Here is a 25,399-nt window from a genome sequence, read left to right as displayed (position 1 = left end):
CAATCCACATTTTATTATACATACATATTAATAATAATTTCAAGAAAAACTTATGAGTACTTTAATTTCAATTGATCTATCGTAAACCTAAGTTTAAAAGCAAGATTTAAAATGATTATACCATAAAATATCTCCAACAAACAAACCTGCAAGAATGTTCAATAAAATTTATTTTGAGCTATATAGGTAACTCTAAATTATACTCAAAAATTTAGAACCCTAGACAATATCAAAATCATCTAAAGTCCTAAATTTTAAAAGCACAGATGTTAAAATTTACGCCATTATAGATACTTTTAAGTAAAATAAAATACATGATGAAACATTAAAGTAAAATGCATATTAACCCACCGTTACCTTCATTTATGATTTTCTGAAGTGTTTTTTGTATTTTAATTTGAATATCTTCTGGCATTTTATAAAGCTTATTTTGTAATCCCTCTTTCACTAATATTTCTAGGGATTTTCCAAACATATTGCTCTGCCATATTTTAGATGGATCGCTTTCAAATTGCTCCAAAAGAGATTTAACCATCTCTTCGCTTTCTCTTTCTGTACCCATAATAGGAGAAATCTCGGTTTCAATATCTGCTCTAATAAAGTGAAGTGAAGGTGCACTTGCCTTTAATTTTACTCCAAATCTATTTCCCTGTTTTACAATTTCAGGCTCTTCTAATTTCATTTCAGAAAGTTGCGGAGCAACTAGTCCATAACCTGTTTCCTTTACTTCCTTTAATGCACCTGCTATTTTATCATATTCTACTTTTGCACTGTGCATTTCTTTTACTATGTTTAATAAGTCACTTTCACCTTCGATTTTTTTCTCACAGACCTCACTCAATATTTTATAATAAAGATCCTTTCTAGGTGTTAGATCAATTCTGGCAGTACCTTCTCCCATATTTATTTCTTTTACCATAGATTCTCCAATAAATTCTACATCTTTAAAACTTTCTAGTGACTTTGTTATATCTCTAACCTTGTATATATTACTACACATATCTTTTACTAGGCCTATAAAATCTAGCTTTAACCAATGTGATGGATCCATTTTTTCTATCCATTCCGGCATATCAATATTTATCTCTTTAACAGGGAATTCTTTAAGTACTCTTTGAAATACATTTGTTATGTCGTCTTCTTTCATATTAAGTACATCCATAGTTTGGACAGGCACATCATATTTACCTTCTAACTCTTTTTTCAAGGCTACCGTATCAGGATCAAAGGGATGCTGAGAATTTAGTACCATTATAAATGGTTTATTGATTGATTTTAGTTCATTAACCACTCTTTCCTCTGCTTCAACGTAATCTGCTCTTTCTATATCCGTTATAGACCCATCTGTAGTAACCAAAAGTCCTATAGTTGAATGTTCATTTATTACTTTTTTTGTTCCTATTTCAGCTGCTTCTTCAAAAGGAATTTCATAGTCATACCATGGAGTAGTAACCATTTTAGCTTCTTCGCCTTCCATATATCCAGCTGCACTTTTAACTATATAGCCAACACAATCTACCATTCTAACTTTAAATTTAGTACCTTCATTTAAATTTATCTCTATGGCTTCATTTGGTACAAATTTAGGTTCTGTAGTATGAATGGATTTCCCTGAGGAGCTTTGTGGAAGCTCATCTTTAGCTCTCTGTTTTTTATAGGAATTATCTATGTTAGGAAGAACCATTATTTCCATAAATCTCTTTATAAAAGTTGATTTTCCAGTTCTTACAGGTCCCACAACACCTACATATATATCCCCCTGAGTTCTGTCTGCAATATCTTTGTATATATCAAAATTTTCCAAAATATACCCTCCAATAATCTAATATTATCAGTATATATATATTTTTATGGGGCATATTTTATTACTAATATTATTGATTAATACACTTCATCCTTTTTTGCTCTGGTCATAAGCTCATATACGGTATATTTAGGCTCTTTTCCTTGAAACAGTATGCTGTAAAGTGCCTCTGTTATAGGCATCTGCACATTTAATTTTTCTTTTAATTCATAAAAAGCCCTGCAAGCTTTTATACCTTCTACTACCATTCCTACTTCATCTACTGCTCTATTTACAGGAACTCCCTGTCCTATAAGTATACCTGCCCTTCGATTTCTACTATGAACACTTGTACATGTAACTATAAGGTCACCTATACCTGTAAGTCCCGAGAAAGTTTCCCTTCTGCCTCCTAATTTTTCACCAATTCTTACTATCTCAGCAATTCCTCTAGTCATGAGAGCTGCCTTTGAATTATCTCCATAACCTATACCATCTGAAATTCCACAGGCAAGTGCAATTACATTTTTAACTGCTCCTCCAATTTCTACTCCTATAATATCTTCATTTGTATATATTCTAAACTTATTCGTCATAAATAAATCTTGAATTTTTTTAGCGTATTCCATGTTTTCTGAAGATACAGCTACTGTAGTTGGTATATCCCTAGCAACTTCTTCCGCATGGCTTGGTCCTGAAAGTACCACTACCTTATTTAAAGGTAGTTCTTCCTGTATAACTTTAGAAAGTCTCTTTCCACTTTTTTCTTCTATACCTTTAGCTATGTTTACAATTATTTGATCTTCCCTTATAAAGTTTTTAAAATTTATTAAAACCTCTCTTACTGCCTGGGATGGCACTGACAACACTAGGACTTCTCCTTTTTCAATTACATCCTCTGCATCATTAGAGGCCTTTACATCTTGTGGAATAACTACGCCGTGTAAATACTTTATATTTTCTCTTTTTACATTTATATCCTCAACTATGCTTTCATTTCTATCCCACAAGTTTACCTTTACACCTTTTTTTGCAAGTATAACTGAGAGGGCCGTTCCAAAACTTCCCCCTCCCAAAAAAGATACAGATGAATACACAATTATTCCTTCCTTTCCCTAAACTCTAACTTTATTCCTGTTCCCGTAAAATCAAAGTTATCTCTCAATTGATTTTCGATATACCTTCTATAAGAAAAATGAACACAGCTAGGGTCATTTACAAAAAATACAAAAGTAGGAGGTTTATTTCCTATTTGAGTTACATAATAAATTTTTAATCTCTTACCCAATATAACAGGAGGTTCTTTCATCATAACTGCTTTGCTTATTATGTCATTTAACACTCCTGTTTTTATCCTCTTACAGTAATTGTCATAGCATTCTTTTATAAGTTGTAAAACCTTATTTACTCTCTGTCCTGTTTTTGCAGATATAAATAAATAAGGAGCATATGGCATAAAAGAAAGACTTGTTCCTATTTCCGTCTTATATTTGTCAACTGTTTTTGTATCCTTATCTATTAAGTCCCATTTGTTAATTATAACCATAATGGATTTACTTAATTCATGAGCATAGCCTATTATCTTTTCATCCTGCTCACTTATATTGTGAACTGCATCCAATATAAGCACACATACATCTGCCCTCTCTATTGCAGTGTAAGTTCTTATTACACTATATCTCTCTATTTCCTCTTTAACCTTACTCTTTTTTCTAAGACCTGCAGTATCTATAAGTAAAAGCTTCCCATAGTCCGTTTCCAGATAACTGTCCACAGCATCCCTTGTGGTTCCAGGAATATCACTTACAATAACTCTTTCTTCCCCCAACAACTTATTTATAAGAGATGATTTTCCTACATTTGGCTTTCCTATAAAAGCTACTTTTATATACTCACTGTCTATATCATCATCTTCATCATCTTTAAAGTTTTCCACTACTTTATCCAGCATATCCCCAAGTCCTAATGCCTGTGATGCAGATATAGCCATAGGTTCTCCTATACCTAAGTTATAAAATTCGTAAACATAAGCATTTTGATTTATATTATCTATTTTATTCACAACAAGTACAACTGGTTTTTTACTTTTTCTAAGCATTTGAGCTACTTCCCTATCTGCTGCAGTAACTCCTTCTTTTCCATCTACTATAAATATTATTGTATCTGCAGTTTCTACTGCCACCTGAGCCTGCCTTCTCATTTGAGAAATTATTACATCAGTGCTTTCAGGTTCAATTCCACCTGTATCAATTATGGTAAAATTATATTTTAACCATTCTGCTTCAGCATACACCCTGTCTCTTGTAACTCCAGGTGTATCTTCCACTATAGATATTCTCTTTCCTGCTAATTTGTTAAATAACGTAGACTTACCTACATTAGGCCTTCCTACTATAGCAACTATTGGCTTTCCCATTAGTTATTCCACCTCACTGTTTTCATTTATAATCTGTATTAAATCATTTCCAGTATAATCACATACCAGTATGTTTCTACTTAAAGCTTTTTCTAATTCATCTAAAGTTATATCATCTAAAAATACCCTTTTATCTGAATTTGAAAGTTCATATCCTTTTCTAAGCATACATTCCGGTATTACTATGTTTTTTCCTAATGTCTTATATTTTAATTGTTCCATTATATCTCTTGCCGTAATAAGCCCAGACACAGTTATAGTATGGCCAAAAAAATTATTTATTATTTTTTTTACATCAATTATTATATCTGGGCTGTTTTCCATTATTTTTTCTGCTGCATCTTTTATTTCACTATAGGCTAATTCTCCAGTTAAAAATGTAAACGACCCTCGTGCACCTTTATTTAAGCTTTTAAGATGACTTGATATATTATCCCTAAAGAGTCTTACCATACCCACACCATCTTCCAACTGGCTGTAATTTTCATAAAAATTAGAGTTTGGGATCTCAGTTTCAGAGACAAGATAAAATTCATCAGATAATCTTACAAAAGGAACTCCTATTTCTTCTATATATTTACACTGCAATTCTTCTGCAATCTTTAATTGGTTAGATGCAGAATTTTTATCGTATCTAGATAATTTAAAAAGGTTCTGTCTGTACTTTGTAATTCCCACAGGAACTACTGCCACATTTGTGACTCCAGGATATAATCTATACAAATCCTCTACAGTTCTTTTAAATTCTGCTCCATCATTTATACCCGGACATAATACTATCTGACAATTTATTTTTATACCATTTTGGGTAAGTCTTTTTAATAGTGTATATATATTGCCAGCAAATTTGTTATTTATCATTTTAATTCTAAGGTCTGGATTAGTAGTATGTACAGATACATTTATAGGACTTATCCTATATTTAATTATTCTATCTATCTCCTCATCATTCATATTAGTAAGTGTCACAAAGTTTCCTTGAAGAAATGCCAATCTTGAGTCATCATCTTTAAAATAAAGGGTATCTCTCATTCCTTTTGGCATCTGATCTATAAAACAAAATATGCATTTATTATGGCAACTTTTAGGTTTATCAATAATAGGTTCCTCAAATTCCAATCCCAGTTCTTCATCATATTCCTTTTCTATCTCTAAATCCCACACTTCTCCACTTTGCTTTTCTATTTCTACTTTAATATACTCATCGCTTGTCAAAAATTTATAATCTATAATATCCTTGACTTTCTCTCCATTAATGGATAAAAGACAATCTCCCTTTTCTATTCCCATTTCCTCAGCAATGCTTTCACATTTAATTGCTTTTATTCTATTTTCCATTTATACAACTCCCGGCTAAAATCTATGATATGACCATCTTAATCTATTAGGTTACAATATTGAACCTAGATACTTTAACATACATTTAGAATATAACCTAATATGTATATTTAGTCAATTATTAAACTTTTTAAATAAAAAATCTCCCTAAATTAATAGAAGAGATTTTGTTAAAATTATAGTAAATTTATTAAAAACAATATAATTCCTGAAATAACAGCGCAACTTGGTATAGTAAATACCCAGGTTATAACTATATCTTTAACTACAGACCACCTAACTGCTGAAAGTCTTTTAGCTGAACCAACTCCCATTATAGCTGAATTTATTATATGAGTTGTGCTAACAGGTGCCTGAAACATAGTAGCTGTTAATATTACCGCAGAAGATCCCATTTCTGCTGCAAAACCATTTACAGGCACTATTTTAGCCATTTTAGAACCCATGGTTTTGATTATCCTTTTTCCTCCCATTGCAGTTCCACATGCCATAGCAAGTGCACAGGTTATTTTTACCCATGTAGGTACTGAAAATTCTTTTATAAACCCAGCACTTACAAGAGTCATAGTTATAACTCCCATAGTTTTTTGAGCATCATTTTCACCATGATTTAAAGCTAAAAACATGGTAGAAAAGATTTCAGCTTTTGAAAATACTTTTGTTACAGTAGAAGGCCTCGTATTTACTAGAAATGCTTTTATTATATTCATAATAATAAATCCCACTATAAATCCTATTACTGGCGACAATATAAGCCATAAAATAACTTTCCAAAAAAGAGTTGACCAATTGACAATTAGAAATGTACCCTTATATATAATTGCTGATCCTACTATTCCTCCTACAAGGGCATGGGAAGAACTACTAGGTATTCCAAAATACCAAGTTATTAAGTTCCATATTATAGCTCCAATAAGGGCTGCTATAATTACTTCCTGAGTTATGTTATTAGGATCAACTATACCCTTTCCCACAGTTTCCGCGACTGAAACGCTTAAAAAAGCACCTGCAAAATTTAAAACTGCAGAAATTACAACGGCCTGTCTTAAAGATAAAGACCTCGTAGATACAGCACAGGCTATAGCATTAGCACTATCATGAAAACCATTAATAACATCAAATATAACTGCAATTACAACTATTAAAATAGTTATTACTAAAGTACTAGGCATTTTTCATTACTACTCCTTCAATAACATTAGCTAAATCCTCACAGGCATCTAAAGTATCCTCAAGATATTGATATATTTCTCTCCATTTTATGACATCTATAACTTCTATGTCTTTTCTAAATATATCACCAATAGCTTTTCTTGAAACTATATCTCCATCTTCTTCTATCCTATTTACCTCTATTATTTTCTTTGATAACTGTTTGCTTGTTTTCATATTTTTTAATTCTTCCATTATAATGATAAGTTCCTTGCAGCACTGAACTATCATTTTGCTTAATGAAATAGCGTCTTCCGTACATTCACTTACATTAAACATAACAAATCTACTAGCTGTAGATTCCATATAATCAATAATATTATCCATGTCGTTTGCTATTGCATATATATCTTCCCTATCAATTGGGGTAATAAATGTCTTATTTAGCTGTTCCAATATCTCATGCTGTTTTTTATCTCCTTCATGTTCCACCTCTTTTAATTTTTTCAAATTTTCTTCTGAATTTTCCAGGTTATTTAAAAAATCTAACAACAATTTTGCTTCTGTATAGGCAATATTTGCAGTTTGCACAAAGAACTCATAGAATTTGTCTTCTTTTGGAGTAAAAGCAAACATTATATCCCTCCCTATTATTGAAAATATATATTTTCGACCTTATAAAGTATAACATATAATTAACTAAAATTAAATACAAAATTAACCTCTATATTATATGCGAATATACAATTAATATGATAACTAAATGCATGAACTATACCATTTTAACATATTACATGACATTAAAAATTAAAAATAATTAAAAATTCTACAAAAATTTACTAATAATTTAATTTACACCAAAGACTAATATTTTGCAAAATAAAAGCACCTAGTTTCCTAAGTGCATTGTTAAACATATATTTATTCATTTAAATCTTTTTGTTCCCCTGTAACTAAATATATAGCCTCTTCACATATATTAGTTACATGATCAGCTATTCTTTCCAAATACTTGCATACAAATAACAATTGGGCAAATTGATTTATCTTGCTTTTATCTTTATTCATCAATTCCAGCATTTCTTTAAATACACTTTTATATAATTTATCTACCTCATCATCCATTTTGCAAACTTCATACGCTTCTTCCACGTTTCTGTCCACATAAGCATCTAATGCCCTCTTTATCATCTTATTTATTATCTCAGCCATTTGAGGTATATATATAAGTTTTCTTTCATACTTTTCATTTTCCAATCTCAATGTAACTTTCGCTATATCTACAGCATGATCAGCTATTCTTTCTAGGTCAGTTACCAATTTAGATGTGGTAAATATTATCCTTAAATCCGTAGCAATAGGTTGTTCTCTTGCTGTCAATCTTATGCACTTATTTTCTATTTCTTTTTGCAAATTATCCACTAAATCGTCATTTTTTATAGTTTCCTTTGCAATTTTTATATCCTGATTAATTAAAGCTTCTATACATTGATGAATTTGCTTTTCAACTACACTTCCCATCCTAAGTACATCATTGTGCATTTCGGATAATTCATAATCAAATTTACTTCTCAGCACAGTATCACCTCTCTTAAATATAATATATACTTTTATTTTAAAATTATAGTTTAGCCAAATCTTCCTGTAATATAATCCTCTGTTCTTTTATCTTTAGGTTTATAAAAAATATTTTCTGTTTTTTGCGCTTCTATAACTTCTCCATTTAGGAAAAAAGCAGTATAATCTGATATTCTACCAGCCTGCTGCATATTATGCGTAACTATTATTATAGTATATTTTTTCTTTAATACATCCATTAATTCTTCTATTTTTAATGTAGATATAGGATCTAATGCAGAAGTAGGTTCATCCATAAGCAGCACCTCTGGTTCTACTGCAAGAGTTCTTGCTATACACAATCTTTGCTGCTGGCCACCAGAAAGCCCTAGTGCACTTCTATTCAATCTATCTTTAATTTCATCCCATATGGCTGCCCCTTTTAAACTATTTTCAACTAATTCATCTAATTTACTTTTGTCCTTTATACCATGTATCCTAGGTCCGTATGCTACATTGTCATATATTGACATAGGAAATGGATTAGGGCTTTGAAACACCATTCCAATTCTTTTCCTCAAATCTATCACATCGTAATCTTGATATATATCCTTGCCTTCAAAAAACACTTTTCCTTCTATTCTAACTGACTCTATCAAATCATTCATTCTATTTAAAGTTCTCAAAAATGTAGATTTTCCACACCCAGAAGGTCCTATTAATGCTGTAACTGAATTTTTTTCTACATTCAAACTTACTTTTTTAAGAGCCTGGGTAGATCCATAATATAGATTAAGATCTTTAGTATATATTATATCCATCAACTTTCCTCCTCATTTTTTACCAGTATAGGCTTCATATATTTTTTTTCCGAGAATTCTGGCTAAAAAATTAAACAATAATACCATAATTACCAAAACCGCAGAAGCTTTATTAGCTATTTGTGTAGCATCTGGTACCATTCCCTCAGAATTTAACTTCCATATATATACTGCTATCGTTTCCGCAGGTCTCATTAAGCTGAAAGCAGATCCATTATTAGTCAAACTTACATAGGAGAAATTTAATTTTGGTGCACTCATTCCTGCCGTATATAAAAGTGCTGCTGCTTCTCCAAATATTCTCCCTGCCGCAAGTATTATGCCTGTCAGTATCTGTGGTATTGCCGATGGAAGAACTACCTTCGATATAGTTTGCCACCTTGTTGCACCAAGTCCAAGGCTAGCCTCTTTTACAGGAATTGACGCTACCCTTATAGCATTTTCACTTACCCTAGTTAAAGCTGGCAAATTCAATATAGATATGGCTAGCGCCCCTGATAATAGTGTAAACCCCCAACCGGTCATATTTACAAATATGAGAAGTCCAAACAATCCTACTACAATAGAAGGCAAAGAAGACATAGTCTCTATACACAATCTTATCATATTTAAAAGCTTTCCTTCTCTAGCATACTCTGCTAAGTATATTCCCCCTCCTATGCCAAAGGGAACACTTATAATAAGTGCAACTATTAACATGTAAAAGGAATTAAAAAGCTGAGGTCCTATGCCTCCCCCTGCTTCTCCAAATTTTGCATTTCCAAATAAAAACGATGGTTTAAAAAAGCCTATGCCCTTAAACAATATATATCCTATCAAAGCTACCAGAAGAGCTACTACAAAAACAGTTACTGCATAAAAGACTCCAGTCCAAATTCTATCTTTAACTTTAGCATCCATTATTTTATTTCACTCCTTTTTTCAATAGCTCGTATTATTATAATAAATATAAAAGAAATTATTAAAAGAAATAGCGCTAAAGACCATAATGCGTCATTCCATGCAGTTCCTGATACCGTATTTCCCATATCCATAGTTAAAACGCTAGTAAGTGTGGATGTAGGACTCAATAAATTTTTAGGGAATTTCACTGTATTTCCTATTACCATTTGCACTGCAAGAGCTTCTCCAAAAGCCCTAGCAAGACCTAATACTACTCCCGTCAATATACCACTTTTAGCAGATGGAATTATGACTCTTCTTATAGTTTGCCATCTAGTTGCACCAATTCCATAGGATGCCTCCATATAACTTTTAGGAATAGTTTTTACAGCATCTGCAGATATGCTTGCTATAGTAGGTAAAATCATTATACTCAAAACCAATATACCTGCAATTAGGCTAAAACCAATACCTCCAAAACCTCTCTTTAAAAATGGAAGAAGTACACTAAATCCTACCCAACCATATACAACTGAAGGTATACCTACAAATAATTCTAGAGAAGGTTGTAATATCTTAGAACCTACCTTAGGAGATATATAATGCATAAATACAGCAAGTGCTATGCCTATAGGTGCACTTATTATAACTGCTCCTACAGAAACAAGTATAGATCCTACGAAAAATATAGCTGCCCCAAGTTTTGGATTGCTGCTGTCAGGAACCCAATTAGAAGTAAATAAAAATTCAGTTATAGGATATCTCCATTTTACAAATGTATTTATTCCTTTTGAAAATATAAAAACTATTATACTCAATGTAAGAACTATAATAATTACTCCACAAAGCGTTGCAAATCCTCTTCCCATATACTCATTTTTTAGTTTATTCCAAAATGACTTCTTCTCCATATTCACCGACCTCAAATTTATATTTTTAATGGCCAACTGTTTTTCCAGCCAGCCATTAAAACCTTCCAAATTATTTTTCATTCATATCACTCATTGGTATATATCCAAGTTTCTTTATAGTATCTTTATTTTCATCGCTGAGTACATAATCTATATAAGTTTTTGCCAGTCCTTTTGCTTCCCCATTTGTATACATATGTTCAAAAGACCAGAAAGGATATTTTTTAGAAACTATATTTTCCGTTGAAGCTTCAACATTTTCTATTTTTAAAGCTTTAACATTACTTTTTACTGATCCTGTTAAATAAGAAAGAGCTAGATAACTTATAGAACCTTGAGTAGTTTTGATTGCACTTTCTACATTTCCATTAGAATCCTGGGTTGTTCCAAGTCCTTCCTTTTCATCCTTTCCACCCATTACCGTATCTTTAAATGTAGATCTTGTACCAGATGACTTTGTTCTGTTTATTACATTTATCTTCATGTCATCTCCCCCTACATCCTTCCAATTAGTAATTTGTCCTGTAAATATTTTTTGTATTTGATCTTTTGTTAAAGAATCAACCTTAACATTAGGATTTACTACTACTGCAAATCCTATTGCACATACCTTATGGTCTACTAACTGCTTTGCCTTACTTGCGTCTAATTTTGATTCTGCTGTTACGTCAGAATTTCCTATATCTGCGGTATGCTGCAATGCTAAATTCAAACCAGTACCGCTTCCTCCACCTTGAACATTTATAGTTGCCTTCGGATTTTTTCCAGAAAACGTCTTTCCGATCTGTTCTGCTAAAGGCTGAAGTGCAGTAGATCCTGCTAATGTTATAGCTCCTGTTACTTCCTGTTTAGATCCTTCTGATGTACCTCCAGAACTACTTTGATTTTTGCTTCCACCGCATCCAACAAATGCTCCCGCAACTACAGTAATAGTCATAGCTGCTATAAGAGCTCTTAAGCCTTTTTTCTTCATAATATTAGACCTCCTTAAAATTTGATTCCTAACAATAATATTGCATCAAACACCTACTACTTACATTGTTTATAATATTCCTCAAAGATTAATCCTTTATTACATGTATGTTAATTAAAATTAACATCCGCACTTATTTCTTTAAGTACAGATGTTAATTTTACATTTATTATATATTTTCATTTTTACTATTAGCATCCAACGGAATTTTAACTGTAAATTTACTTCCCTTTCCAACTTCACTTTGAAGATCTATAGTTCCACTGAGGCCTAAAACTATATGTTTTACTATAGCAAGTCCGAGTCCTGTTCCACCCTGATTTCTTGATCTAGCTTTATCAACTCTATAAAATCTTTCAAAAAGTCTACTTTGATGTTCTTTTGAAATTCCTACCCCATTATCCTCTACCCATAAAACACAATTATTATCTTGAAGCATTGTTCCAATTTTTACTGTGCCACCATTGTTAGTATATTTTATTGAATTGTCCATGAGATTTATTGCCATCTGCTTAAATCTGTCTGCATCAGCCCATATGCTAGGTACCTTATCCCCTATTTTCTCTATCTTAATATTCTTTTTATATGCTGCGGTTTTCATCATACAGCAAACATCTTTTACTATGTCGTCTATTTTTACTTCTTCTACCTTATCTATACTATTACTTTCTATATGAGAAAGAGTTAATATATCATTTATCAACCTGGTAAGTCTATCTGCCTCATCATTTATTATGTTTAAAAATTTATTTTTATTTTCAACATCATCTACATACTTTAAAGTTTCTGCAAATCCTTTTATGGAAGTAAGAGGAGTTTTTAATTCATGCGAAACATTGGCCACAAATTGAGATCTCATATTTTCCAACTTTTTTATATCCGTTATATCTTGAATTACTGCCACTTTACCTATTTTTTTACTGCTATTTATGATATAGGCTGTTTTTATCCTTAATTCTCTCTCTCTTGGCCATAGTATTTTGATTTCTCTGTAGTCATCCTCCATACTTTTAAATACATCCTCTAGTTCAAAATCCCTTATATTATCTATCAAACTTTCACCTATTATATCTTTTTTTATACCAAATATCTTTTTTGCATAGGGATTTATCATTATAATATTGTACTTAGTATCAACAGCTATTACACCACTGTCCATACTTTTAAGTATTGCCTCTAGTTTATTTTGCTTATCTAGAGAATCCTTTAGGGTAATTTGAAGAGCATCTGCCATATAATTAAATGTATTTGCCAATTCCCCTATTTCATCTTTAGAATTAATTCTTACTCTTTTATCCAATTCTCCACTTGCTATACTAGCTGTAGTATACTGAAGCTTTTTTATAGGGCCTACTATGGACTTTGAAAGCTTTAAGGCAAATACTATAGAAACAAGTATAGAGAAAAGAGTTATAATTATATAATATTTAAAATAATCATCCTCAAATCCCTTAATTGTCTGCATGGTAAATGCACTTCTTACTACATATCCATCTTTAAATATAGTAGCAAAATAAAGTGTTTTTTTACCCGTGGTATCACTAACTCTTATATCATAACCAGTCCCACTTTTTCTTGCTTCTTGAATTTCCTTTCTGTGATTGTGATTATTCATATCTTTTTCTACTGCCACAGAATCGCTTATTACTTTACCATTCCTGTCTATTAAAGTTTCTCTTATAAGGTTATTTTCAAATTGTTTTTTAAAAAAACTTCCCTGGTTATCTATATTTTCATTTTTCAGTACATTTATTATAATCTGGTTATTCACTTTTAAAGTTTGTTTCATATTCTCAATATATTCATGATTTTCAATTACTATAAATAATATAGTTGTTATAAGCATACTAAATATAAGAGTGCAAAGCATAGAAAGCGTTAATCTTTTTTTCATTTTTTTCACCAACTACTCTTCTGAGTTAAATCTGTAACCAATGCCACGAATAGTTTCAATATACTTAGGTTTTTTATCGAAATCCTCTATTTTTTGTCTTAAATGCCTTATGTGTACATCCACTGTTCTAGTTTCTCCAACATATTCATATCCCCATATTTTATCTAATAAAAAATCTCTAGTCATTACTCTTCCCCTATTTTTTATAAGCATTTTTAGGAGTTCAAATTCTTTTAAGGTTAATTCTACCTTTTCTCCATTTTTAATGACTTCATGTTTATCAAAATCTATGCTTACCTGTCCAAATACGTAGCATTTGTCTACAGGTTTTAATGCAGTTCTCCTGAGTACAGCTTTAACCCTAGCAACCAATTCCCTTATAGAAAAAGGCTTTGTCATATAATCATCCGCTCCAAGTTCTAATCCTAGCACTTTATCAAATTCCTCTCCTCTTGCAGTTATCATTATTACAGGAATAAAAGATATAGCATTGTCCCTTCTTATTTCTTTGCACACATCATATCCATCCATTCCAGGCAGCATTACATCCAGTAAAATTAACTGAGGCATCTCTTCCTTTACAATTTTCAATGCATCTATCCCATTTCCTGCTACAATAGTCTTATATCCATTTTTCTCAAGATTAAATTTAATAAGTTCACAAATATGTTCTTCATCATCTACTATCAATATCTTTTCTTGTAACATAATAATCCCCCATTTTTATTTTAGATAAATAAATGAAAACATTCTTCCATAGTCTTTATCTTTTCTATAAGAATGCATTTCATATTCAGTATTACAATAGGTACATATATCTAAATATTTTATATTTTCACTTTCTATTTCTCTGTCCTGAAGTTGATATAATATACATTTTTTTAGATCAAGATTTCTATTTCTAAATACATCCTTAAATCTATAAAAATCAGAGTTCTTAAATTTATCCATTACTTCTTCCCCAACTTCATAACAACAGCTGTGAATATGTGGTCCTACACATACTATTATATCTTTAGATTCACTATTGAAATTCCTTTCAAGTTTTTCAATAGTTTTAGAAAGAATACAAGCTAAAGTACCTTTCCATCCACTATGGACTGCCGCTATAACCTTATTTTTTTTATCATATAAAAGTATTGGAATACAATCAGCATTAAAAACTCCTACAGCTGTGTTACTCTCATTTGTAATTATTCCATCTGCATTCTCTTCATCTTTACCTGTATAAATTATGCTCCGACACCCATGAACTTGATTCAAATATCCCACAGTTTTCAAATTAAACCATCTTTTTAAACTTTTAATATTTTCCTTTCCAGAATCTGTGGACTTATTAAAACTCAAATCATTTTTGGCTGTTGAAAATATTGCCTCTGCACCTGGCAAATCTATTTTTATAAATTCATAACCTTCTACTGCAATTTTCTCCATATTAATCCTCCATCTAGAATTTATTTCAGAATTAAAAACATATTTAAAATTATCTTAAATATATTTTAACATTGTTTTTTTAATTGATGGGATTATAAATATCTTTTAACTTTAATTTAACATAAAATAAATGGTATGCTTAAAGCATACCATTTATTTATTTGAAATAAGATTTTTTATTTCCTGCATAAAAGTATTTATATCCTTAAATTGTCTGTAAACAGACGCAAACCTGACATAAGATACTTCATCCACCTTTTTTAAATTCTCCATAATAATTTCCCCTATCTCCGAGGAACTTATTTCTGTAATCATATTATTATTTATCTTTTTCTCTACTTCATCGGTTATATTTTCAATTTGTTTTCTTGAAACAGGACGTTTTTCACAAGCTTTTATTAATCCATTTAATATTTTAGTCCTGTCAAAATATTCTCTATTCATATTTTTCTTTACAACTAAAATGGGTACATTTTCAATTTTTTCATAAGTGGTATATCTTTTATTACACCTTAAACATTCTCTTCTTCTTCGTATAGCCATATTGTCATCTGTAGATCTAGAATCCACTACTTTAGTTTCATTGTATCCACAATAAGGGCATTTCACTTTAATTCACGTCCTTCATATAAGATAGTATACATATTATAATTATATACTTATTTTGTGGAAACTTCTACTCCTCTACAAGATTTTTCCCATCGACTAAAATTACATCTACACCTATTTTTTTTACATTATCCCAGGGTATTTCTATATCTTCATTTTTCCCAAATAATGATATTTTAAAAGTTTGAGATGGTAAAATAATTGATATTATCTTATGCTCTTCACAATTTATCTTTAGATCTTTTATAAAACCTAATTTTGCACCCGTATTTATATCTATAATTTCCATATTTCTTAGATTAGTCAAAGAAAATAAATCTCCTTCTAACTCCATTTATGTACATCCCCCATTTTTATTATTTTCTAACTTAACTTTCACAGTTTAAAAACTTTGCTAAGCAAAGCTTCGCAAGTTAAGAATTAATAATGAAGAATTAATAGTGAAGGATGGTTTTTTGTAGTGTAACGGAAAAAATCCACATTAACTATTAATTTTTAATTCTTAACTATCAACTAAAAAAATTATGCCGCAATTTTTTTATATTAAGTCAAAATTTCATATGTGTGAAAGTTGAGTTTCTAATTATTATAAATTAAACATTATACCTATTTATATATATTTTCGCATATGCCTTAAGGCAGTTTTCTCTAACCTAGATACCTGCGCTTGTGATATACCTATTTCATCTGCTACTTCCATCTGAGTCCGTCCATCAAAAAATCTTAAATTAAGTATCAATTTCTCCCTGTCATTTAATTTTTTCATGGCTTCTTTTATCGATATGTTTTCCAACCAGTTTTCATCCAAATTTTTAGTATCACTTATTTGATCCATTACATAAATTGCATCACCCCCATCATGATATATGGGTTCAAACAGGGAAACTGGATCCTGAATGGCATCCAATGCAAATACCACTTCCTCTCTTGGTATATTTAATTCTTCCGCTATTTGTGATATAGTTGGTTCTTTATTATTTTCCCTTATTAATTTATCTCTAACTTGAAGTGCTTTATAAGCAATATCTCTAAGAGATCTGCTTACCCTTATGGAATTGTTATCCCTTAAGTATCTTCTTATTTCTCCTATAATCATAGGTACAGCATAAGTTGAAAATTTAACATTTTGACTTAAATCAAAGTTGTCAATGGCTTTTATAAGCCCTATACATCCTACTTGAAATAGATCATCTACATTTTCTCCCCTGTTATTAAACCTCTGTATTACACTTAACACCAATCGTAAATTACCCTTTATAAACTTTTCTCTAGATTCATTATCTCCCTGCTGCATCTTTATTAAAAGTTCTTTCATTTCTTTTCCCTTGAGAACTGGCAATTTTGATGTATTTACGCCACAAATTTCTACTTTATTAATTATCATGTAATCAGCCCCTTTAGAATATATAGCATTTTAAGTATTTACTAAGAAGCTGAGTTTTATACTAAAGACAACCCTATAACATTTTATTTATTTCTTTTCTAAGTCTCTTTATTATTCTCTTTTCTAACCTTGATATATAAGACTGTGATATTCCAAGTAAGTCTGCAACCTCTTTCTGAGTTTTTTCACTTTTGCCATTTAATCCAAACCTTAGATTAACTATCTCCTTTTCCCTGTCACTCAATTTTTTCATAGCTAGCATTAGAAGCTGCTTATCCACTTCATCTTCTATAAAATTGTATACTACGTCATTGTCCGTTCCTAAAATATCAGAAAGTAATAATTCATTTCCATCCCAATCTATGTTGAGTGGTTCATAAAAAGAAATTTCTGCCTTTGTTTTACTATTTCTTCTCAGATACATGAGTATTTCATTTTCTATGCATCTAGAAGCATAAGTAGCTAATTTTATTTTTTTTTCAGGATTAAATGTATTTACTGCTTTTATAAGTCCTATGGTACCTACTGATACTAAATCTTCCACATTTACACCTGTATTTTCAAACTTTCTAGCTATATAAACTACCAATCGCAAATTTCTTTCTATAAGAGTAGATCTTACCTTCTCATCTCCAGAAACTAACTTCAAAACCAAATCCTCTTCTTCTTTTTTGCTAAGTGGAGGTGGTAGTACATCATTTCCCCCTATATAATATATGTTTTTTATTGCAAATTTAAATTTTGTAAGTATTCTGTTCAACAATATTTTTAACCTAAGCATAATCATAGCCTCCATCATTTAATTTCCTTTTACATCAAGTGATTTTTAGACTCAAATAGGGGTTACTTGTGAGAAATATTCTTTCTCCATCTGAGTCTTATTAACAGTGTTCTTAGTGTCTTTAGCACTTATAATGCGTTATCCTTTAGTAGAAAATCTTATCCATGGGCGTATCAGCCGTTATACACCTACCGTCTATATCACTCCCCTAGAAAGAAGTGCATGATAATCGTCAAATTTACTCAATTTATCCTTGCAAATAGCAATTATAACTTCTCTATTTTTAGTTTCTTGTCCAAAGTCTATTTTTACTACATCTGGCTTAAAGCCCTGAAGCTTGCCACACTTGCCATTTATAACTCTATAAGGTATATAAAACTTATCCATTTCTTCTAGATTTATATTTTGAAATACAGACTTCTCAACTATCACTACTGGCAAATTGGTAGCTGGCTCCCTAAGCTCGTTCCCGGTATCTAAAAAAGCCCTTACACTCTTACTTTTGTCTTTAAATACAATATCCACATTATAAATCAATTTAAACATCTTGTTCCTATCTTTAACATAAATTACCAATCTATCAATTATTATGTACAACACCATGATAGAAATAAAAAGCCATTCATAAGGGAAATTAATTATCATATAATCTCCTGTATAGGAGCAATTACTATATTCCACAAACATACAAATACCTGCCAGCAGCATAGAATACAAAATAAATACAGCTGAAATTTTAAAATTACATATAAATCCCCTATTACCGAAAGAAATATAAATTAGCATAGCTGCTACTAAAATTTTAAAATAGAAAGCAGAAAATATATTTAAGACTGGATAAATTAATGTAACCGTATAACCGCTTCCTATGGCCGCAGCTAAAATCATAAATTTAAGTTTTATCTTTAACTTAAGAGTTCTTCCTGTAATATATAATAAAAAAAAGTTTACTATAAAGTTTATTAAAATTAGCAAGTCTGCATATACTACCAATTGTAAGCTCACCTCCAGCTTTATTTCCTGTATTTACCTTTATTATATACTTATATATTTCAAAATTTTGTCATTTCTTAATCATATATAATATTTTTATTTTCTATATTATGCCATAAAATCTTTTTTTAGTACTATTTAAAGTCATTTGTATTGCATAAAGTTAGACAATAAAAAATCCGTGTATAGTTTAAACTATACACGGATTTTTTCTACTTTCTCTGTCTTCTTAGGAAAGCTGGTACTTCCAAATTATTTTCATCAATTTTCTCATATTCTACAGAAGCTGCTGCTTCATCCTCATTATTCATCATACTTCGTCTTGAAGATTTGATATCGGATTTTGTTTCCCTCTTAACTTCATCCTTTCCCGTTTCAAAACCTGTAGCTATTACAGTAATTCTTATTTCATCTTTTATTTCCTCATCTATAACAGCTCCAAATATTATGTTTGCATCAGGATCTGCTGCATCTTGAACTATCTCCGCAGCTTCATTTATTTCTAAAAGCCCTAGGTCCTGTCCACCTGTTATATTCAAAAGTACTCCAGTAGCCCCTACTATGGAAGTTTCAAGAAGTGGACTTGATATTGCCTGTTTTGCTGCATCCTGTGCCCTATTATCACCATTTCCCTTACCTACACCCATATGTGCAAGACCCTTGTCTATCATAATTGTTCTAACATCTGCAAAGTCTAAATTTACAAGTCCAGGTATAGTAATTAAATCTGATATACCTTGAACGCCTTGTCTTAATACATCATCTGCAAGTCTAAAGGATTCCATTAAAGTTGTCTTTTTATCCACCACAGAAAGTAACCTTTCATTTGGTATTGTAACCAAAGTATCAACTTTATCCTTCAAATCCTTTATTCCCATTTCTGCATGAAGCATTCTCTTTCTTCCTTCAAAAGGAAAAGGTTTAGTAACCACACCCACAGTAAGTATACCCATTGATTTTGCAATTTCTGCGATTATAGGAGCTGCCCCTGTACCAGTTCCACCACCCATACCTGCTGTAATAAACACCATGTCCGCACCTTTTATAGCTTGAGATATTTCATCCTTATTTTCCTCTGCGGCCTTTTTCCCTATTTCAGGATTTGCCCCTGCACCAAGTCCTTTGGTAAGCTTATCACCTATTTGTATTTTTTGCGATGCTTGTGAAAGCATTAATGCTTGCTTATCTGTATTTATGGCTATAAATTCAACATTTTTTAATCCTTCTTTTATCATTCTATTTACAGCATTGTTTCCTCCGCCGCCGCATCCTATTACTTTTATCTGAGCAAATTGTTGAACATCAACATCAAAATCTAACACAATACCCTGCCTCCTTTATTAAAAAAAATCTGTAAAGAATTGTTTTATTCTTGATACAAAACTACTATCTTTATTTTTTTTACTTGTTTTTTGTTTTTTATCTGTTTCCTCATAATCACATATATCTTTATTTTTAATCGGATCCGTAAATGCTGCATTTTTAACTTTTATTGAATTTGAAACATCTTTTACTACTCCAACTGCTGTAGCATACATAGGACTAGCTGCTCCTATGTATTTTGGAATTCCAATTCTTACAAGCTTCTTCAACACATTTTCACCAAATTTTTCTATTCCATTTATAGCAGCCATTCCGCCTCCTACCATAACTACGCCCGAAAGTTTATCATAATACTCAGAATTTCTTATTTCCTTATCTATTATAGAAAATAATTCTTCTACTCTAGCTTGTATAATTTGAACTAAAATATTATAATCAACTTTTACTTTGTTATTATAATCAGCATCGACTTCTATCTTAAAGTTTTCTTCATCATGGTTTATTTCAAGACTTCCATATTTTATTTTGAGTTTTTCTGCCTCTGAAGCAGAAAGTTTTAAACAAACTCCAATATCATTTGTTATTATATTTCCACCTAAGCCTATAGTACTTATACTCCTCAAATTTCCACCCTCATAAATATAAATATTTATAGACTCTGCTCCTGCATCAACAAGAGCTACTCCCCGTTGAATTTCATCTTCTTTTAATACTACTTCAGATATAGCTATGGGTTGAAATACTACTCCTAAAACTTTTATTCCTGCTTTATTTACACTTTTAAAAATATTATTTACTATTGCTGACTGAGCCATTATTATTTGTGAGTCTACTTCCAATCTTAATCCGCTCATACCTATGGGATCCTTTATTTTGTCGTAACCATCAATTATGTATTGCTCAGGTATTACCCCTATTATTTCTTTATCATTTGGAACCGTAATAATCTTAGATGCTTTTAAAACTCTTTTTACATCATTTTGTTTTATTTCACGATCTTCTGAAGATACAGCAACTACACCTTTATTCCAAATAATCTCACTTATTCCTCCTGGTAAAGATATATACGCTTCTGATATTTTAGTATCAAGCATTCTTTCTAAAGAACTTATACATTTTTTTATAGATTCTGAAGTATTATCTATATCTACAACTATTCCTCTTTTCACTCCCGTACAATTTGAAGAAGTTATACCCATTATCTGTACTCCAGCATGTTTGTCCACTTTTCCAGCAGCAGCACATATATTGGACGAACCTATATCTATGCCAATTATATACTCATTCATTAAAGTATTTTTTCCCTCCTTTGCATAAACATAATTCCTAGATTCAACTTTTTGAATCTTAGAAGACGTTATCCATGTACGCAACCGCTCCTCAATTTCATAAAGTAAGGATCTTATTTACATTCATACAATTTTTATTATAAATATAAAATATTATCACATATTAGAGCATGAGCAGATAGTCATCGGATAAAGAAAACTATAGGAAATACACATCCAAAATATATATTCAACAAAAAATCTAATTTTCCTCTTATATTTTATCACATTTTAATAAAAACTCAAATTAAGTTAAACAATATTAAATTAATTTGGGAATAAATCCTGTTCAAATATACCTTAATAAGGGGAAAAGACTTACAGCCCTTTCCCCTATAAAAATTTATTTAATTAGCTTTTTCTAAATCTTTTATCTTTACACTTCTACTGTGAATAGTATGGTTCCATTCTTTATCGTTTTTGTATATAATTCCTTGAAGAGAAATTGGAAACCATGTTATAACATATAGAGGATAAATTATGTAATACCCAAATATCCTAAGATCTAATTTTTTTTCTAAAATAAGCACAAAAGGAGTATATACAAATTGTAATATAGAAAATAGTACCGCTATAATCGTAAACAAATCAAAATTTATAGAGTATACAACTGTATTGAAATTAGATATTAAATTATATGTCTTCATAAAATATTGAATTACACCACTTATAGCAGAAATTCCTATAAGAACAGTTACTATAGGTTGAATACTATAAAATGCACAATCAAGAAGTACAAAATTGCAACTTTTTATTGATTTTATTAAAAGTTTAAAAAAATATCTGCTGGATACATCTGCAAATCCCTGCATCCACCTTTTTCTCTGTTTCCAAGACTGGAAAAGTGTAAGTGGCTTTTCATCATATATTATGGCATCATGAGCCCATCCTACCTTATAACCATGCAATACCAATTTACATGTAAACTCCAAATCTTCCGTAAGACACGTGGCACCCCAACCTAACTTTTTTAAAACAGTTATATCTATGCAAAAACCAGTTCCACCAAGTTGAGTCGACAGACCTAAATTACTTCTGGCTAGTTGAAACATCCTGTTACAGGTCCAAAATGCTATAGAATAACTTCCTGTAATCCACGTATCACAAGGGTTCTTACTATCCAAATAACCTTGAACAACTTTATAGCCTTTGCAAAGCTGCTTATTCATCTCCTTCAAGAAATTTCTATTAACCAAATTATCAGCATCAAATATAGCAACAGCATCATATTTCTTTTTCATCTTAAAGATCTTATCAAACATCCACTCCAGTGCATAACCTTTACCTCTTTTTCCTTCGGTAAATCTTTCATACACAATGGCTCCCTTTTTTCTAGCCTTTAATGCAGTTTTATCTGTACAGTTATCTGCAATTACAAAAATGTCGTATAATGCCTTAGGATAATCAAGTTTTTTTAAACTTTCTATAATATCATCAATTACAACTTCTTCATTGTGAGCTGCAACAACTAATGCAAAACTTTTTTCTGGTTTTACCTCTCCAGTATCTTTTTTTCTCCGTATGCCAAAAATTGATATAAACAAATAATAAATAGATATTATATAAACTGTATAAGTTAAAACACGAGAGGCATTATGAATTAATTCCTTAAAAATGCTCAATTTAATCCCCCCTAATTCAAAGTTATTTTAGCACAAATAAAAATTAATTACTATAGTAATTATAATAATTAATTAAAATATTTTATTTATGTAAAAAAGCAGCACTTAAAAGTTCTACCTTTTTACATAAATTTTCTATAATGAAATTATTTTAGTTATTATATTTGCATCACAAGCATAGGCAATAGCAGACTCATAAGATATTAATCCTTTTTTATAAAGTTCCGCCAGTGCTATATCCATTGTCTTCATACCATACTTTGACCCGGTTTGCATTGAAGATTCTATTTGATAGGTTTTTCCTTCTCTTATCATATTTTTAATGGCTGGAGTAGCAATCATAGTCTCAACTGCTGCTACTCTTCCCTTACCATCTTCTCTATGTATAAGCTGCTGAGATACTATTCCCCTTAAAACTGCTGCTAATTGTATTTTTATCTGCTGTTGTTGATACGGTGGAAATACATCTACAATTCTATCTATAGTTTTAGCTGCTCCTATAGTATGTAACGTCGAAAATACAAGATGTCCGGTTTCAGAAGCCGTAAGCACAACAGATATAGTTTCAAGGTCTCTCATTTCTCCCACTAAAATTACATCTGGATCTTCTCTAAGTACTGACTTTAAAGCATTAGCATAGCTTAAGGAATCTTTCCCTATTTCCCTCTGATTTATTATAGACTTGTTGTGCTTATGTAAATATTCTATAGGATCTTCTAAAGTTATTATATGTGCAGCTCTTGTACAATTTATTTCATTTATCATAGCTGCTAAAGTCGTACTTTTTCCACAACCTGTAGGACCTGTTACCAAAATCAGTCCTTTTTTATAAGATAAAAGATTTTTTATTACCTGTGGAAATTTAAGTTCATTTAAAGTTGGTATTTTCAATCCTACAACTCTCACTGCAATGGCATTACTTCCCCTTTGCTTGAAAATATTTACTCTAAATCTGCCAAGTCCAGCTACAGAAAATGATATGTCGATTTCTCCAATTTTCATATATTTATCATAATCTTTATCTAATATTTCTTTACTAAATCTTTCTGTATCTGATGGCTGCAGTTTTTCTTTTCCAAGTACTTCAAGTTCTCCATTTACCCTTATTACAGGAGGTATACCTACAGTAAGGTGCAAATCTGATGCCTCTTCTTTAATAGTTATTTCTAATAAATCTTTTAATGATAGCAATTTAAGTTCCCCTCTCTGATCCGTCTATATTTTCAATAATTATTTTATAGAATAAAACTTTAATTCAAAAATTTAAAAGTTATTTATAAAATTATATTATACCTTATTATATTCGTCATTTATGTCTACTTTTTTATAAACAATTTTACTTTTGACCAAAGTTATTTACGATTGTCAAAAAATGAAATAAATTCCATTTGTATTTACATAAAATTGTATAAAAATACATAATGGAATTTATTAAAACCTTTACTCTATAAGTTTCATCCAAAATTATCCTGTCCCATAATTTAATTCTTTGTATAACTTTTTTAAAGCTTTTTTTTCAATTCTTGATACATAAGATCTTGATATTCCTAATAGCTTAGCTATCTCTCTTTGGGTCCTTGGTTTTCCTTCCAAGAGGCCATATCGCATTTCCACAACGCTTTTTTCCCTTTCAGATAAACAAGTGTTTATTTTAGAATATAATTTTTTTACCTGTAATTTTTGTTCTACAATCTCAATTATAGAACCTTCATCACTACTGAGAACATCCATAAGAGATATTTCATTTCCTTCTTTATCAACACCAATAGGATCTTCTAAGTATACTTCATTTCTAATTTTTTTATTATTTCTTATAAGCATCAATATCTCATTTTCTATACACTTTGCTGCATATGTTGCTAGTCTAGTTCCCTTAGACATATCAAAAGAATCTATTGCTTTAATAAGCCCAACAGTTCCAATTGAAATTAATTCATCTACTTCTTTACTAGGATATGAATACTTTTTTACAATATGTGCTACTAGTCTTAAATTTCTCTCCACTAAAATACTTTTAGCAAGCAAATCTCCCTGCTCTAATTTTTTGAGATAATATTCTTCTTCTTCATCACTTAAGGGTTGTGGAAATGAACTACTATTTGTAACGTAAGCCGTCATAAATACTACATTTCCCAGGATATCTAATAAGCAATTTGTTAAAAACACTTGTTGCTCCTCCTAACAGTGCTTATTAATAT

24 protein-coding genes are annotated in these 25,399 nt (G+C 30.6%); all 24 read right to left on the bottom strand.

Going from position 1 to position 25,399, the window contains the following annotated elements:
• Nucleotides 1-325: 325 nt before the first annotated feature.
• Entirely contained in the window at nucleotides 326-1,804 is a 1,479-nt protein-coding gene (gene spoIVA, locus CLJU_RS06130; RefSeq protein WP_013237914.1) for a stage IV sporulation protein A, read from the bottom strand.
• A gap of 77 nt (nucleotides 1,805-1,881) precedes the next feature.
• Nucleotides 1,882-2,880 carry an NAD(P)H-dependent glycerol-3-phosphate dehydrogenase gene (locus CLJU_RS06125; RefSeq protein WP_013237913.1) on the bottom strand — a complete coding sequence of 333 codons (999 nt, stop codon included), beginning with the start codon at nucleotides 2,878-2,880 and terminating at the stop codon, nucleotides 1,882-1,884.
• Nucleotides 2,881-2,882: 2 nt separating this feature from the next.
• The gene (gene der, locus CLJU_RS06120; RefSeq protein ID WP_013237912.1) at nucleotides 2,883-4,199 is read right to left on the bottom strand and encodes a ribosome biogenesis GTPase Der; all 1,317 of its coding nucleotides are present in this window, start codon (nucleotides 4,197-4,199) and stop codon (nucleotides 2,883-2,885) included.
• Nucleotides 4,200-4,202: 3 nt separating this feature from the next.
• Complete coding sequence (locus CLJU_RS06115) at nucleotides 4,203-5,537, bottom strand: radical SAM protein (protein WP_013237911.1); 1,335 nt, start codon at nucleotides 5,535-5,537, stop codon at nucleotides 4,203-4,205.
• A gap of 176 nt (nucleotides 5,538-5,713) precedes the next feature.
• On the bottom strand, nucleotides 5,714-6,709 hold the full coding sequence (locus CLJU_RS06110; RefSeq protein ID WP_013237910.1) for an inorganic phosphate transporter: 996 nt from the start codon (nucleotides 6,707-6,709) through the stop codon (nucleotides 5,714-5,716).
• Entirely contained in the window at nucleotides 6,702-7,325 is a 624-nt protein-coding gene (locus CLJU_RS06105; protein ID WP_013237909.1) for a DUF47 domain-containing protein, read from the bottom strand. The genes CLJU_RS06110 and CLJU_RS06105 overlap by 8 nt, the downstream gene beginning before the upstream one ends.
• A gap of 285 nt (nucleotides 7,326-7,610) precedes the next feature.
• A complete protein-coding gene (gene phoU / locus CLJU_RS06100) occupies nucleotides 7,611-8,267 on the bottom strand; it encodes a phosphate signaling complex protein PhoU (protein ID WP_013237908.1) in 657 nt (218 codons plus the stop codon).
• A 50-nt stretch (nucleotides 8,268-8,317) separates the two neighbouring features.
• Nucleotides 8,318-9,067, bottom strand: coding sequence for a phosphate ABC transporter ATP-binding protein PstB (gene pstB, locus CLJU_RS06095; protein WP_013237907.1), 750 nt, complete (start codon nucleotides 9,065-9,067; stop codon nucleotides 8,318-8,320).
• A gap of 12 nt (nucleotides 9,068-9,079) precedes the next feature.
• Nucleotides 9,080-9,967, bottom strand: a complete 888-nt coding sequence (gene pstA, locus CLJU_RS06090) for a phosphate ABC transporter permease PstA (protein WP_013237906.1) — start codon at nucleotides 9,965-9,967, stop codon at nucleotides 9,080-9,082.
• Nucleotides 9,967-10,860, bottom strand: coding sequence for a phosphate ABC transporter permease subunit PstC (pstC, locus tag CLJU_RS06085; RefSeq protein WP_041705337.1), 894 nt, complete (start codon nucleotides 10,858-10,860; stop codon nucleotides 9,967-9,969). The genes pstA and pstC overlap by 1 nt, the downstream gene beginning before the upstream one ends.
• A gap of 70 nt (nucleotides 10,861-10,930) precedes the next feature.
• On the bottom strand, nucleotides 10,931-11,833 hold the full coding sequence (locus CLJU_RS06080) for a phosphate ABC transporter substrate-binding protein (protein ID WP_013237904.1): 903 nt from the start codon (nucleotides 11,831-11,833) through the stop codon (nucleotides 10,931-10,933).
• 169 nt (nucleotides 11,834-12,002) lie between these two features.
• Complete coding sequence (gene pnpS, locus CLJU_RS06075; RefSeq protein ID WP_013237903.1) at nucleotides 12,003-13,727, bottom strand: two-component system histidine kinase PnpS; 1,725 nt, start codon at nucleotides 13,725-13,727, stop codon at nucleotides 12,003-12,005.
• Nucleotides 13,728-13,739: 12 nt separating this feature from the next.
• A complete protein-coding gene (locus CLJU_RS06070) occupies nucleotides 13,740-14,435 on the bottom strand; it encodes a response regulator transcription factor (protein ID WP_013237902.1) in 696 nt (231 codons plus the stop codon).
• A 15-nt stretch (nucleotides 14,436-14,450) separates the two neighbouring features.
• The gene (gene pgeF, locus CLJU_RS06065) at nucleotides 14,451-15,161 is read right to left on the bottom strand and encodes a peptidoglycan editing factor PgeF (RefSeq protein ID WP_013237901.1); all 711 of its coding nucleotides are present in this window, start codon (nucleotides 15,159-15,161) and stop codon (nucleotides 14,451-14,453) included.
• 153 nt (nucleotides 15,162-15,314) lie between these two features.
• Nucleotides 15,315-15,770, bottom strand: coding sequence for a transcriptional regulator NrdR (gene nrdR, locus CLJU_RS06060; protein WP_013237900.1), 456 nt, complete (start codon nucleotides 15,768-15,770; stop codon nucleotides 15,315-15,317).
• A gap of 67 nt (nucleotides 15,771-15,837) precedes the next feature.
• Nucleotides 15,838-16,104 carry a YlmC/YmxH family sporulation protein gene (locus CLJU_RS06055; protein ID WP_013237899.1) on the bottom strand — a complete coding sequence of 89 codons (267 nt, stop codon included), beginning with the start codon at nucleotides 16,102-16,104 and terminating at the stop codon, nucleotides 15,838-15,840.
• Between the two features lie 276 nt (nucleotides 16,105-16,380).
• Nucleotides 16,381-17,154 carry an RNA polymerase sporulation sigma factor SigG gene (gene sigG, locus CLJU_RS06050; RefSeq protein WP_013237898.1) on the bottom strand — a complete coding sequence of 258 codons (774 nt, stop codon included), beginning with the start codon at nucleotides 17,152-17,154 and terminating at the stop codon, nucleotides 16,381-16,383.
• Nucleotides 17,155-17,227: 73 nt separating this feature from the next.
• Nucleotides 17,228-17,935 (bottom strand): RNA polymerase sporulation sigma factor SigE, encoded by a 708-nt coding sequence (sigE, locus tag CLJU_RS06045; protein ID WP_023163094.1) that lies wholly within the window; start codon nucleotides 17,933-17,935, stop codon nucleotides 17,228-17,230.
• 195 nt (nucleotides 17,936-18,130) lie between these two features.
• Nucleotides 18,131-18,928 (bottom strand): sigma-E processing peptidase SpoIIGA, encoded by a 798-nt coding sequence (gene spoIIGA / locus CLJU_RS06040; RefSeq protein WP_013237896.1) that lies wholly within the window; start codon nucleotides 18,926-18,928, stop codon nucleotides 18,131-18,133.
• A gap of 212 nt (nucleotides 18,929-19,140) precedes the next feature.
• Nucleotides 19,141-20,250 carry a cell division protein FtsZ gene (gene ftsZ, locus CLJU_RS06035; protein ID WP_013237895.1) on the bottom strand — a complete coding sequence of 370 codons (1,110 nt, stop codon included), beginning with the start codon at nucleotides 20,248-20,250 and terminating at the stop codon, nucleotides 19,141-19,143.
• An 18-nt stretch (nucleotides 20,251-20,268) separates the two neighbouring features.
• Nucleotides 20,269-21,540: a cell division protein FtsA gene (ftsA, locus tag CLJU_RS06030; protein WP_029170054.1), complete on the bottom strand. Its 1,272-nt coding sequence runs from the start codon at nucleotides 21,538-21,540 to the stop codon at nucleotides 20,269-20,271.
• 386 nt (nucleotides 21,541-21,926) lie between these two features.
• Nucleotides 21,927-23,201 carry a glycosyltransferase family 2 protein gene (locus CLJU_RS06025; RefSeq protein ID WP_013237893.1) on the bottom strand — a complete coding sequence of 425 codons (1,275 nt, stop codon included), beginning with the start codon at nucleotides 23,199-23,201 and terminating at the stop codon, nucleotides 21,927-21,929.
• 135 nt (nucleotides 23,202-23,336) lie between these two features.
• Nucleotides 23,337-24,392, bottom strand: a complete 1,056-nt coding sequence (locus CLJU_RS06020; protein ID WP_013237892.1) for a type IV pilus twitching motility protein PilT — start codon at nucleotides 24,390-24,392, stop codon at nucleotides 23,337-23,339.
• Nucleotides 24,393-24,665: 273 nt separating this feature from the next.
• A complete protein-coding gene (sigK, locus tag CLJU_RS06015) occupies nucleotides 24,666-25,367 on the bottom strand; it encodes an RNA polymerase sporulation sigma factor SigK (RefSeq protein WP_013237891.1) in 702 nt (233 codons plus the stop codon).
• Between the last annotated feature and the right edge of the window lie 32 nt (nucleotides 25,368-25,399).

Source organism: Clostridium ljungdahlii DSM 13528 (assembly GCF_000143685.1).
GTDB lineage: Bacteria > Bacillota > Clostridia > Clostridiales > Clostridiaceae > Clostridium_B > Clostridium_B ljungdahlii.
Note: the sequence above shows the minus strand (reverse complement) of the source record. Positions and strands in the feature narration are given on the sequence as shown.